At 69.8% G+C, this 12,824-nt stretch carries 12 protein-coding genes, 1 pseudogene and 1 riboswitch; of the genes and pseudogenes, 1 reads left to right on the top strand and 12 read right to left on the bottom strand.

The window, feature by feature from the left end:
• Positions 1–19 precede the first annotated feature (19 nt).
• The 8 genes and pseudogenes from LCL87_RS13575 to LCL87_RS13540 form a co-directional block, all read right to left on the bottom strand.
• Positions 20–868, bottom strand: a pseudogene (locus tag LCL87_RS13575) (DUF4436 family protein); the annotation flags it as partial.
• A gap of 25 nt (positions 869–893) precedes the next feature.
• Complete coding sequence (locus LCL87_RS13570; RefSeq protein ID WP_225020397.1) at positions 894–1,538, bottom strand: ElyC/SanA/YdcF family protein; 645 nt, start codon at positions 1,536–1,538, stop codon at positions 894–896.
• A 9-nt stretch (positions 1,539–1,547) separates the two neighbouring features.
• Entirely contained in the window at positions 1,548–2,279 is a 732-nt protein-coding gene (locus LCL87_RS13565; protein WP_225020428.1) for a lysophospholipid acyltransferase family protein, read from the bottom strand.
• 115 nt (positions 2,280–2,394) lie between these two features.
• A complete protein-coding gene (locus LCL87_RS13560) occupies positions 2,395–3,384 on the bottom strand; it encodes an ROK family protein (RefSeq protein ID WP_225020395.1) in 990 nt (329 codons plus the stop codon).
• 35 nt (positions 3,385–3,419) lie between these two features.
• The gene (locus LCL87_RS13555; protein WP_225020393.1) at positions 3,420–3,791 is read right to left on the bottom strand and encodes a hypothetical protein; all 372 of its coding nucleotides are present in this window, start codon (positions 3,789–3,791) and stop codon (positions 3,420–3,422) included.
• Positions 3,788–5,032 (bottom strand): ArsA family ATPase, encoded by a 1,245-nt coding sequence (locus LCL87_RS13550; protein WP_225020426.1) that lies wholly within the window; start codon positions 5,030–5,032, stop codon positions 3,788–3,790. Before LCL87_RS13550 ends, LCL87_RS13555 begins: the two co-directional genes overlap by 4 nt.
• Positions 5,029–5,466 (bottom strand): SRPBCC family protein, encoded by a 438-nt coding sequence (locus LCL87_RS13545; RefSeq protein WP_225020391.1) that lies wholly within the window; start codon positions 5,464–5,466, stop codon positions 5,029–5,031. Before LCL87_RS13545 ends, LCL87_RS13550 begins: the two co-directional genes overlap by 4 nt.
• An 85-nt stretch (positions 5,467–5,551) precedes the next feature.
• Positions 5,552–5,938, bottom strand: a complete 387-nt coding sequence (locus LCL87_RS13540; RefSeq protein ID WP_225020390.1) for a polyketide cyclase / dehydrase and lipid transport — start codon at positions 5,936–5,938, stop codon at positions 5,552–5,554.
• A 169-nt stretch (positions 5,939–6,107) separates the two neighbouring features.
• Between LCL87_RS13540 and LCL87_RS13535 the strand changes: the two genes are divergently transcribed.
• Complete coding sequence (locus LCL87_RS13535; protein ID WP_225020388.1) at positions 6,108–7,919, top strand: AMP-dependent synthetase/ligase; 1,812 nt, start codon at positions 6,108–6,110, stop codon at positions 7,917–7,919.
• 77 nt (positions 7,920–7,996) lie between these two features.
• Here LCL87_RS13535 and LCL87_RS13530 read toward each other — a convergent pair whose 3' ends face one another.
• The 4 genes from LCL87_RS13530 to LCL87_RS13515 form a co-directional block, all read right to left on the bottom strand.
• A complete protein-coding gene (locus LCL87_RS13530) occupies positions 7,997–9,124 on the bottom strand; it encodes a glycosyltransferase family 4 protein (RefSeq protein ID WP_225020386.1) in 1,128 nt (375 codons plus the stop codon).
• Between the two features lie 43 nt (positions 9,125–9,167).
• Complete coding sequence (locus LCL87_RS13525; RefSeq protein ID WP_510850761.1) at positions 9,168–10,454, bottom strand: hypothetical protein; 1,287 nt, start codon at positions 10,452–10,454, stop codon at positions 9,168–9,170.
• 180 nt (positions 10,455–10,634) lie between these two features.
• Positions 10,635–11,660 carry an NlpC/P60 family protein gene (locus LCL87_RS13520; RefSeq protein WP_225020382.1) on the bottom strand — a complete coding sequence of 342 codons (1,026 nt, stop codon included), beginning with the start codon at positions 11,658–11,660 and terminating at the stop codon, positions 10,635–10,637.
• A gap of 268 nt (positions 11,661–11,928) precedes the next feature.
• Positions 11,929–12,537 (bottom strand): C40 family peptidase, encoded by a 609-nt coding sequence (locus LCL87_RS13515; RefSeq protein ID WP_225020380.1) that lies wholly within the window; start codon positions 12,535–12,537, stop codon positions 11,929–11,931.
• A 14-nt stretch (positions 12,538–12,551) separates the two neighbouring features.
• Positions 12,552–12,719, bottom strand: a riboswitch (cyclic di-AMP (ydaO/yuaA leader).
• Between the last annotated feature and the right edge of the window lie 105 nt (positions 12,720–12,824).

Here is a 12,824-nt window from a genome sequence, read left to right as displayed (position 1 = left end):
CGGTGTCACGCCACCAGCAGTAGACGTACAGCGCCAGCGACACCACGAGCGTCACGATCACCCATCCCGTGATCGTGATGTCGACCCAGGCCCCGATCGGCGGCGAACCGGGCAGGATGCCCCGCATCGGCACCACGGCGAAGACCATCGCCGCCATCCAGCCGAGCATGTCGGTGTGCACGACGCGGCGCCGACGCGCGGTCTGGATCGAGACGAACGCCGCCAGGACCGCGAGGACCACCATCATTGCGAGCAGCATCCCGGAGTACACCAGGGTCCCTCCGGACCGGTGCACCTGCAGTCGCATCTCCCCGGTGTCCGACCCGGAGGCGACCGCATCGTCCCCGACGCTCCACCCCTCGGCTTCGTCGTTGACGAACAGCCGCGTCGAGTGCGACTCGATGTCGGCACCGGAACCGGTGTGAGCCGACACGACTAGGGGGTCGATGTCGAAGCGATCGAACGGCCACCGTCCGGGCACACCGTCGAGGATGATCTCCACGTCGAACGTGGTGGCGGACGTCCCCGCAGGGAGGACGAGTTTCGTGCGCGCGATGCTCGGTGAGACGACCACCGTGACGTCCTGTGTGAGCTCTTCACCGCCGGGTTCGCGGAACCGCGCGCCAGGCGCGACGAAGACCTCGGCATCGACGCGGGTGGTGGTCGGGTGCACTCCGGTGATCGAGACGACGACGAGCACCTCGTCCTCGGCCGGCGTCACCGTCTCCCATCCGTCGTCGCCGTCGGCGCTCAGGGCGTAGATCACGAGCGACAACGCATAGAGCGCGGCGGCGACGGCCGCGACCAGCGACCAGAACAGGCGCGGCCGGGTACGTGCGAACGAGACAGCGGGCACGACACGGAACATACCGGCGCGGTGGCCGAACCCGACGCTAGCCAGACAGTGCGTCGGTCACCGAATCGTTCGGCGGAGAGGACATTTTCGGGCCCCGGCCGAGCACTACGTCCCGTGCGGCCTTCGGGTACGCGAGGACCTCGCGCACGCTGTTCTTCACCAGTGTGGACCGTCTGCCCCCGGCGCGGCCCGCGCACACGCCGCCTGCGTCGATCCCGGCGGCCCGCGCCAGAGCGACCGTGCGCGGCAGATGGAACGGCTGGGTCACGAAGAGCGCGTGCCGGATTCCGAAGGTCCGCGCGGCCCGAACGCACGTGTCGTAGGTGTCGAGTCCGTAGGGGTCGGCGACGATCGACGCGCGCGGCACCCCGACCTCGACGAGATACCCCACCATTGCAGCGATTTCGTCGCCCGACCGTCCGTGGGCGTCACCGGAGACCAGGACGACTGCGGCCTTGCCGTCCCGCACGAGACGGGCCGTCGTGTCGAGGCGGCCCTGCAGGAACTTCATCGGGCGGCCGTCGCGGACTCGCGCGCCCAACACCACCACGACGGGGGCGGCGGGCGATCGCGCAGGAGAGTGCATCCGGCCGGCCGCGGCGACCCCGATCCACACGGCGGGGCCGACCAGGGCGGCGAGTCCTGCGGCGGCGGCCGAACGGCCGAGCCGGCCGAGTGGCACCGGCTCCCGCTAGCCGGCGCGCGTGTCGGGCACGCGGTCGACGTCTGCGGCCGGCCGCGCGTCGGCGGGGGCCGGGTCCTTGAGGGTCGCGGCGTAGATGTCGACGTACTCCTGGCCGGACAGGACCATCAGCTTGTACATCACCTCGTCGGTGATGGCGCGCTCGACGAAGCGGTTGCCGCCCATCCCCTCGAACCGGGAGAAGTCGATGGGCTCGCCGATCCGGACGGTGACCTTGGCGGGCCGCCACATCTTCGAGCCGATCGGGTTGACCTTCGCGGTGCCGATCATCGCGACCGGGATGACCTTGACGCCCGACTCGAGCGCAAGGCGGGCCATGCCCGTCTTTCCCTTGTAGAGGCGGCCGTCGGGCGAGCGGGTGCCCTCCGGGTAGATCCCGAGGAGCTTGCCGTCGCCGAGGACGCGCAGGCCCGCGTTGAGGGCATCCTTCGCGGCGTCGGCGCCCGTGCGATCGATCGGCACCTGGCCCACGGCGGAGAAGAACCACTTCTGGAAGGCGCCCTTGAACCCGGTGCCGGTGAAGTACTCGCTCTTGGCCAGGAACGTGATCCGGCGCGGGCAGCGCAGCGGGAGGAAGAACGAGTCGAGCACTGCCTGATGGTTGCTGGCCAGAATCGCCGGGCCGTCCGTCGGAATATTCTCGGCGCCTTCCAGTTTCGGCCGACCGAGGAGCCACATGACAGGACCCAACAACACGTACTTAAACAGCCAGTACCACATGGCGTCCTTCCGTCCGAGCTCTATTCCCCCGAGGCCTGCCAGGGCGGCCACCTACGCAATGACTGTACTCAGCAGTCTGGACGGCTGCCACACGGTGTTGCCGGGCTCCGATGCGTCAGCGCGGCCCCTGCGGCAGCGCCTGGCGTGCGAGGTCGGCGGCCCCGATCATTCCGGCCGCCTCCCCCAGCTGGGTGTGCCGGATCCGGGCGAGCGGCCGGTGGCCCGCGCCGGTCACCAGTCGCGCGTAGTGCTCGCGTGCCTCGTCCAGGAACAGCGACGCCGAACTTCCGACACCACCGCAGATGACGACCAGGTCCGGATCGAAGATGTCCGACACCGTCGCCAGTCCCACCCCGAGCCACCGGGCGAAGTCGGCGAACGTCGCGAGCGCCACCGCGTCACCCTCCCGCGCGGCCGCCGCGATGCGACGGCCGGTCAGCGCGCCCGGGTCCACGGCGACGTCCCGCGCCAGGATCGTCGAGCCGGACGGCTCGGCCGCGAGCAGCTCGAGCGCGGTGTCCACGAGCGCGGTGCCGCTGCAGTACCGCTCCCAGCAGCCTCGCTTGCCGCAGGCGCAGACCCGCCCGTCGGGCACCACCTGCAGGTGTCCGAGTTCCGGTGCGACGCCGAAACTGCCCCGGTACAGCCGGCCGTCGATCAGCAGCGCGGCGCCGATGCCGGTCCCGATCGCCACCACGACGACGTTCCGGCCGCCTCCGGCCGCCCCGAACCGGGATTCGGCCCATGCCGCCGCGTTCGCGTCGTGCTCGAGCACGACCGGCAGTGCCAACCGGTCTCCGAGACGGCGAGCGACGGGGGCGTCCACCCACGGCAGGTGGGGCGCGAACCGGATCGTGGTGCGGTCGTAGTCGACGAACCCGGCCACCGCGAGCCCGACCGCGGCGATCGGATGCCGGGAGGTGAGCTCCCGGACGGCACGGGTGATTCCCTGTTCGAGGGCCTCGGCCGAGTGCGGCGTGGGCGCCTGCGCGGTGTCGATGACCTCACCGCGGACATCGACCACGGACGCGCGGATACTCGTTCCCCCGACGTCCACACCGACCGTGAGCTCTTCGACGCTGTTCACGCACAAGATTGTGCCCATACCGGCGCGGACCCCGATACGCCGGGCGGCCCGGATCAGTCCTTGATGGTGATGTCGATCGGGACGAAGGCAGCGGCCGGGGCGGGGTGCTCCGACGTCTCGGCCGCGCGGCCGGCGGACGGATCCTGATGTCCGTCGAGAACCTCGCGCAGCACCAGGAGCAGGGCCGATGCGTGGCCCGCCACCGCAGTGACGAGGTCGTGCTGCTCGCCGCGCATCAGCGCGGCGAGGGCGCACAGCGGACACCACGAACACGTGCTGCAGCCCGGCTGACCCGACCCATCGGACTCGCCGGACTCCGTCTCGGCGCCCCGCGCCGCCTTCTGCAGGATGGGCTCGATCCGCTCGAGGACCGTCTCGGCCAGCGCCCGCAGCTCGGCGACCAGTTCGGCGTGCTCACCGGTCATTGCGGCCACACCGCCGGGTCTGGCACGAACCGCACGACCAGGTCGCTGCCGTCGAAGTCCGCGTCGCGCACGGTGCAACGACGGAGTACCGATGCCAACCTGACGCGACGGCGTTTCCCGTCGGCCCCCACCACCAAGTCGTCCTCCACTCGTCCCAGCGTCAATGCCCGCGGGTTCGCGAGCGGCAGGTGCATCCGCATCGCGTACACCGATTCGAGACCCCCCGATCCCGATTCGAGCGCCACCCGGATCGGCGCCGCATCTGCGGTGAGCATCGCCGACGGACCGGCGACGCCCGCGTAGAGCGTCCGCGCCATGCCGTCGAGAGCCTCCCACCCTATCGGCTCGGTCGCCACCTGGCCGGACGTCAGCACGGTGACGTCGCCGGCAGCGTCGCGCAACTCCGCGAGGACCTCGCCCTGCGCGGCGCGGCGAGTCCGGTACCAGTCGCCCACATTCGACGTCAACGCATCCGAATCGAGTTGTGGAAGAAGACCGTTGACGATCAGGGCATCGACCCGCAGGGCGCCCAGCGCGAGCCCGGACAGCAGTCGCCGGGTCTCGGCGAACGCCATCCGTTCGGGCGTCGTCACCAGCCGGATCGCGGTGCGCCCGCGATCCGACAACAGCGCCGTGACCGCCGACGTCGCCTCCAGCACCCGGTCCACCACGGCGACGACCATGGCGAGCCCGGTGTCGCCCGAGGTGAGTGCGGCCATCCGGCGGTGCTGGGGCCACACCCGCTCGATGCACCCGGCGACCGACTCGGGAAGCGCCAGCAATCGCTGGGCATCGGAGGTGGCGGGACAGTCGACGACGACCAGGTCCCAACGTGATTCGCCGGCCAGGCGCACCACCTCACCGAGCCCGAGCACGTCCTCGACGCCCGGCAGCCCGGTCAGCTCCTCGGGCGCGAGGTCGGTGAGATCGGCACCGTGATCATGGGATCCGCCGAGCGCCAGCAGCGCGACCAGGCCGCGGTAGCGCTCTTCGAGCAGCGCGAGCGTGTCGACCTCGAGGACGTCGAGTCCGGTTGCCACGCGTGTCGGTTCACCCGGCGCGATCGGACGGTCGAGCACGTCGGCCAGACCGTGCGCCCGATCGAGCGAGATCAGCAGGACGCGCTCACCGGCCGCGGCCGCGCCGACCGCCGTCGCGGCCGCCATCGTCGTCTTCCCGGCACCGCCCTTGCCGACGAAGAGCCGGACCGTGGCAGCCGACTCCGAGGCGGCGGCGCTCAGCCCTCCACCCGCTTCTTGAGTTCCTTGAGTGCCGTGTCGGTGATGACCTTCTCGGCCTTGCGCTTGAACAGACCGATCATCGGGATCGTGAGATCGACGGTGAGCTCGTACGTCACGCGGGTGCCGCCGCCGGCCTCGGGCTCGAGCGTGTACGAGCCGTGCTGCGACTTCTGGATCTCACCGGACACCAGGTCCCAGCTCACCGACATGCCGTCCGGCGCCCAGCGGTAGCGGAGCACGTAGGTGTCCTTGACCATGCCGGCGTCGAGGACGAATCGCACCTCCGCGGCGCGGTCCCCCGGCCCCGGCACGAGCACCTCGACCGACTTGGCAGCCTCCACCCAGGTCGGGTAGGCGCCGAAGTCCGCGATCACACCCATCACCTCGGCGGCGGGTGCGTCGATGGTGATCGACCTCTTGGTCTTCTCGGCCATGCCTCGGACGCTTCCTTTCAGAACGACGCGGTGCGCGCGTACCGCCCGTTCATCTCACACGATTGCCGACCTCGCGCACAATTCGCTACGCGGGGGGCTCCCCGGCGGCGCGTCCCGCTTCCAGCTGCTGCTTGATCTCGAAGGTCATCGCCTTGCCCGCGAGGCGGCGGGTGTGATTCATCCCGGCCAGGTCCAGCGACGCGACACCCTGCGGCGACACCCCGGTCGGCTCCGCATGCAGGAAGTAGTGCATCACGGTCCCGTCCATCACGGGCTCGAGCCACACTTCCATCGTCCCGGTGAGCGGCCCGGCGACGGTCCAGCGGACGCCCTTCTCGGCGCGGTCCTCGCGCACGTCGAGGACGAGGTCCGGCCACCACGCGCGCCAGCGTGCGGGCACGGAAACGCGGGCAGCCACCTTCTCCGGGGCTGCAGCGACGAACGTCTGGTCGGCGACCTGAATGCTGCTCACCCCCACAGCTTCACACACCGGCCTCCGGTCCGGTGATCTGGACTACACCTGGACGGACGACCATTCGAGCAACCGCAGGTAGGTGGCAGTGCCGCGCGTCACGCGTCCGCCGTCTATCGTGAGGATCAGCAAGCCTTACTCGTCAGTATCTTCAGTGTCGGAGGTCGTCGTGCCCGAGTTCAGCGTTCCTGCCACTTTCACGATTCCGGAGGACGCGTCCGCGGTCGACTCGGTCTACGAGTACGCAGCGACGAAGCCCGGCCACATCGTCTTCCGGCGGCTCGTGAACGGATCGTGGGTCGACGTGACCGCCCGCGAGTTCGCCGAGCAGGTCACCGCCGTCGCGAAGGGGCTCGTGGCCCGCGGCGTCCAGCCGGGCGACCGGGTGGCCCTGATGTCCGCGACCCGTTACGAGTGGCAGCTCCTCGACTACGCCATCTGGTCCGCCGGCGGCGTCACGGTGCCGATCTACGAGACGTCCTCCGCCGACCAGGTGAAGTGGATCCTCGAAGATTCCGGCGCGATCGGCCTCATCGTCGAGACAGACCAGCACTCGAAGACCGTCGCCGAGGCCGCCGAGGGCGCACCCGACCTGCGCGCGGTCCTCCAGATCGAGCCGTCCGGCGCGAACGCCGGCGCCGTCGAGGTCCTCACCACACAGGGCGCCGCCGTCTCCGACGACGAGATCCGCGCCCGCGCGACGTCGCTGAAGGCGAGCGATCCGGCCACGCTGATCTACACGTCGGGCACCACGGGCCGCCCCAAGGGCTGCCAGTTGACCCACTCCAACCTGATCGCCGAGTCCAAGGGCATCATCGCGTCGAGCCTGGGCGACCTGCTGACCACGCCCGGCGTCAGCACACTGATGTTCCTGCCGCTCGCGCACGTCCTCGCGCGCGCCGTGAGCATCGCGGCGTTCGACGCCGGCGCCTCCGTCGGCCACACCAGCGACATCCCGAACCTCGTCCCGACCTTCGCCGAGTACAAGCCGGACTTCATCCTCTCGGTGCCGCGCGTGTTCGAGAAGGTGTACAACACCGCCCGGCAGAAGGCGCATTCCGAGGGCAAGGGCAAGATCTTCGACGCGGCCGCGGCGACCGCGATCGAGTGGAGTGAGGCGAAGGACAACGGCGGACCCGGCCTGTTCCTCAACATCAAGCACACCGTGTTCGACAAGCTCGTCTACTCGAAGCTGCGTGCCGCACTGGGCGGCAACTGCAAGCTCGCGATCTCCGGCGGCGCGCCGCTCGGCGCCCGCCTCGGCCACTTCTTCCGCGGCATCGGCGTCACCATCTACGAGGGCTACGGGCTCACCGAGACGACGGCGGCGTTCGCGGTCAACACGATCGGCAACCAGAAGGTCGGCACCGTCGGAAAGCCCTTGGCGGGCAACTCCGTTCGCATCGCCGAGGACGGCGAGATCATGCTGTCCGGGCCGGTCGTGTTCTCCGGGTACTGGCGCAACGAGACCGCCACGAAGGAGGCGATCGAGGACGGCTGGTTCCACACCGGCGACCTCGGCACCGTCGACGCGGACGGCTACATCGCGATCACTGGCCGCAAGAAGGAAATCATCGTCACGGCGGGCGGCAAGAACGTCGCCCCGGCCCAGCTCGAGGACCACCTGCGCGCGCATCCGCTGATCAGCCAGGCGATCGTCGTCGGCGACCAGAAGCCGTTCATCGGGGCGCTCATCACGATCGACGCGGAGGCGCTGCCCGCCTGGAACGAGCGCAACGGCAAGCCCGCCGGTACCACCGTTTCGGAACTGCTGTCGGACCCCGATCTCACCGCCGAGGTCGACGCCGCGATCGCCGAGGCCAACAAGCTCGTCTCGCACGCGGAGGCGATCAAGAAGTACCGCATCCTGCCCGTCGACTTCACCGAGGAGACCGGTGAGCTGACCCCGACGATGAAGCTCAAGCGCAACGTCGTCCACGAGAGCTTCGCGTCGGACATCGAGCAGATCTACAGCAAGTAGTCCCACGACGCACGACGCCCGCGGCCCCTTCCGGACCGCGGGCGTCGTGCGTTTTTCGGTTGTCGGTGCAGGGCCGTTCAGGACAGCAGGTGGCGCAGCTTCGCGCCGAGCACGTCCCAGCGCCAGTGCGTCTGGACGAACTCCCGGCCCGCCGCCCCCATCGCCGCGGCGCGGTCCCGGTCCTCGAGGACACCGATCAGCGCGCCGGCGATGTCGTCGACGGACGTGCCGTCGACGACGTGCCCGGTCTCGTTCTCGGACACCGTCTCCGGGGCGCCACCGGAGCGTCCAGCGATCACCGGCACCCCGCTCGCCGACGCCTCGAGGTAGACGATGCCCAGGCCCTCGACGTCCAGTCCGGCGCCACGGGTCCGGCACGGCATCGCGAACACGTCGGCGATCGTGTGGTGCGCGGCCAGTTCCGACGCGGGCACACCGCCGGTGAACACGACGTGCTCGGCCACACCGCACTCGTGCGCGAGGGCCTGCAGCCGCTCGGCGTACGGGCCGCCGCCGACGATCACCAGCACGGCGCCGTCGATGCGGCGACGCACCGCCGGCAGAGCCCTGATGAGCTGATCCTGCCCCTTGCGCGGCACCAGCCGGGACAGGCACAGGATCGTCGGCCGCTCCCCCAGTCCGTAGCGGGCGCGCAGTTCCGCGCGCGCGGCCGGGTCGGGCCGGAAGACGTCGGTGTCCACGCCGGGCGGCAGATGCTCGAGCGCGGCGTGCGCCCCAAACGCCGACGCGAACCGCCCGCGGGTGTACTTGCTGACGAACGTCACGGTGTCGGTGGTGTCACCGATGCGGCGAAGCGCCTGCCGCGCAGCGGGAAGCATCGACCAGCCCACCTCGTGGCCGTGCGTGGACGCGATCACCCGGTCCGCGCCGGCCCGCCGCACCGTCGATGCCAGCAGCGCCAGCGGTGCCGCCGCACCGAACCAGACGTTGGAGCACTCGTACTCCTGCACGAGCTTCGCGGCGCGGCGCGCGACGAACGGCGTCGGCACCATGAGCGTCGTGGGGTGGCGTACCACCTTGTAGGGCTGCTCGGCGTCGAATCGGACGTGGCTGTCCCCCCGCCAGCGGGGTGCGTAGACCACCAATTCGTCGGCGGGCAACTGGGCGGCAAAAGTGTGCAGGTAGGACTGGATCCCACCGGGGCGGGGTGGAAAATCGTTCGTCACCAACAGGGTTCGACGCATGCTTCCACCGTAGGTCTTAGCGCCGCCACGGCGGCCACCAGGGTCAGGACAACTGTTCCTTCACCCACACACCCCACGAGTTCACCAGATCGGCGGTGCCGACCCCCAGCACGCCGCGGATCGTGCGGTCGAGCTCCGCATCGGCCACGGGCCCACGGGCCAGCTCCCGGTACAGCACGCCGAGTTGGTCCTCACCGTACTGCGATGCGATGAAAGTAGCTACGGACCAGGCGGATTCGTACGCCCGCCGGGCAGTGTCACCACCCCCACGGAAGTCGCGGTCGGCGGGCAGCCTGCTCGGCGGGCCGGACTTCGCGACCTCGGCCGCGAGGGTGGGGGCGAGTTGCCCGAACTGCGCCTCGATCCCCCGGTAGCCGACGTAGTCGGCGTACCCCTCGAGCATCCACATCGGCGACCCGTCCTCGGTCACCGGTCGCGCGGCGACGTGTGTGAGCTCGTGACGCAACACCGAGATCCTGGTCAGATCGGTGAGCCGACCGGACGACTCCGGGCTGAACACGATCCGCTGTCCGGACGCCGTCCGCGAACGCCGATCGACCGCGTCGGACACCGCCACCGCGGCGATGTCGACTCCACTGTGATCCGAGCCGACGAGGGACGAGAACTCCTCATGCGAGCCTGCGACCATCACGACGGCCCGCCGCGACCAGTCCTCGCCCCAGACGTCCGTGACGTGCGCGACGGCGTCACCGACCTCGGTCGCGAGGAGATCGATCATCGGCGTCTGCGTCGTCGGACCCAGCACGAACGACGGCCGCCCCTCCTCGCCGTCCACCCGACGAACCGCCACGGGACCGAAATCCCAAGGGCCACGCCATGTCTCACGATCGGATCCCGGAACGTCGGAATCGCTGACAAGCTTCCACTCGTCGCCGTGCCGGGCGAGAAGGAGCGCAACCGGCTTGCGGGTCGACTGCGTGTCGGCTCCCGCGATCGAGTAGCGCAGGTACACCGTCGGCGCCCACACGTCCGACGCCCCGAGTTCGTCGGCGGTCGCGGACGCCACCGGCGTCTCCGGTTCCGCCCCGATGTCGTATGCGAACTCGCCGAAGGGAACGCCGGCAGCGTTGTTCGCACGCCGGATCTCGGACTCGAGGAATCCGGGATCGGCGTTCGGATCGAACAGGGCGGGCAGCGCATCGGTGTCACCGGTACGCACCGCGGCAGCCCAGTCGTCGAGCAGCGCCTGCGCGCCCGCCCGTCGCCCATCCTCGTAGGGGTTGGCCACCGGCGCGGCTCCCGTCGGAGCTCCAGGTTCGTCGTCGCCGTGATCGAACGCCGACAGGCTCAACACCAGGGCAACGGCCACCCCGAGCCCCACAAGCCCCGCCCACTCCCACCGACGCACACGCCGCCGCGGCGTGGCAGGGGACGAATGATCTTCAGCGGGCACGTCCGAGAGTGTATGAGCCACGGACGACAACGGACCCGATACCCCTGGGTATCGGGTCCGTTCGAGGGCCGTGTATCGACCGGGTCGTTCTACAGGTCAGTACCGGCGCGCACCGTAGAACGGCATCGACGCCATCGAGTCCACCTTCACGGGCGTGCCGTAGGTCGAGGCGTGCAGGACGTTGCCGTCTCCCGCGTACAGCCCGACGTGCGATGCGTCGTCGTAGAACAGCACGACGTCACCCGGCTGCAACTGGCTCTTGTCAACCGGAGCGCCACCGCCCGCCTGCGCCTGGCTCGAGCGCGGCAGCGACTTGCCGATCTGCTTGTAGGCCCACACGACCAGCCCGGAGCAGTCGTAGGCGTCGGGCCCGGTCGCACCCCAGCTGTACGGCTTTCCTATCTGCGTCATGCCGGCCTGCAGAGCCGCGGACCCCGCGCCCGACCCCAGGTTCGCGAGGATTCGCCCCGCATCGACCCCGGGCGGGAAGGAACTGCCGGCGAGCTGGGCCCGCTCGGCGCCGGTGAGACGGTCGAACGCCTGGGTCACCGACTCGATCTGCTTCTGCAGCTCGCTCTGCTTGTTCTGCAGGTCGTCGCTGACCAGCTTGGCCTGGTCGGTGGCCGACCGCGCCTCGTCGGCGGACACCCGGGAGGCCTCGGCGGCGGCCGCGGCGGCGGCCGACGCCTGCTTGAACCCCACGACAGCCTTGGTGGTCTCGTTCGAAATCGCGTCCAGTGCCGCCATCTGGTCCAGCATCTGCTGCGGCGAATCGCTCAGCATCAGCGCGTAGAGCCGATTGGTCCGCGCGCCTTGGTAACTGGCGGCCGCCAGCTTGCCGACCGCGGGACGGAACTGGTCGATCTGCGATTCGGCGGCCGCGAGGGCGTCCCGATCGCCCGCGAGGCGCGCCTCCGCATCCCGTTGCACGGCCTGCTTGCCGTCGAGATCGATCTGAGCGTTGTGGAGGGCCTCGGTGGTCCGCTCGGACTCCCGGGACAGCTCCGCGAGGCGGTCGAGCGCCGCGGTCGGGTTGCTCAGCACGGGGTCGGCTCCCGCGGAACCGGCGGGCAGCCCCACGAGGGTCAGGGACAGCACCCCCGTCGCGAGAGCAGTACACATCGAGCGCTTCATCTTCAGCGAGGACTTGTCACCGGGCACAGCTGCGCGACACTCCGTTTCTGGATTCAGTCTCCATCGCGAGGCGATGGGCTCCGTAATGTCTCGAATAGGTTACGGAAGGGTATATGTCCGTGTCTACCCGACAGTAGGACAATTCGCCATACAGTCACCAAGGCCACAGAACGGTCGGTCCGGACTCCCCCCTGCAAACGACTCGGGGCGGGTCCGATTACGGACCCGCCCCGAGAACCGAGAACAGTCGTGTCGACTAGGCGTAGCGACGAGCGCCGTCGAACGGCATCGACGACACCGGCGCGAGCTTGACCGGCTGACCGGAAGTCGACGCGTGGATGACGTTGCCGTTGCCGGCGTAGATGCCCGAGTGGCTGCCACCGTAGAACGAGATGACGTCGCCGACCTGCAGGTCGTCACGCGCGACGGACCAGCCGGCGACGGCCTGGTCGTAGCTGGTGCGCGGGAGGTTGAGGCCGGCCTGCTTGTAGGCCCACTGCACGAGGCCCGAGCAGTCGAAGGCGTCCGGACCGGCCGCACCGTAGACGTAGGGGGAGCCGAGCTTGCTCTCGGCCGCCTGGAGCGCCTTCTGGCCCGCGCTGAGGATCGGAGCGACCGATGCGGGCGGGGCGGGAGCGAGATCGGCACTGCCGGTGGGCAGCGCGGGCGCGACGATCGGAGCGATCTGTGCGATCGCAGCATCGACCTGCGCCTGGGTCACACCGGGGACCTCGACCGTGCCGACGCCGGGGACGTTGATCGGATCGGCAATGGCCGGTGCCGCGGTGACCGCGACGGCTCCGATGGCAAGTGCGCCGGCGACGGCTGCGCGCTGCGCGGAACGCTTGAGATTGGGTGACGCCACGAGAAAGGAACTCCGTTTCTTCCGTTCGTCCGCCGACCGAGTTAGCTGACGGGTTCGGGCTGGGAAGATCAGCCCTACCCGTCGACACCGCACATCGCGGCTTCGACGGGATTCACCCCAAAGGAAACTTGGGTTCCCGGCACGTCCCCTCCGAGGAGGTTTCGATTAGGCGGGCCCAGCGATGCCGTTCCGGGTGGGACGGCAAGACTCCGCTAGGTCTCGAGAAGATTACGAAAGCGCATCCCTTGTGTCGACTCGGACGCGCCGATTCCATGCTTTTCAACCGT

Origin of the sequence: Prescottella equi, assembly GCF_020171745.1 — a bacterium.
Taxonomy (GTDB): Bacteria; Actinomycetota; Actinomycetes; order Mycobacteriales; family Mycobacteriaceae; genus Prescottella; species Prescottella equi_A.
This window is presented reverse-complemented; position numbering and strand designations above follow the sequence as displayed.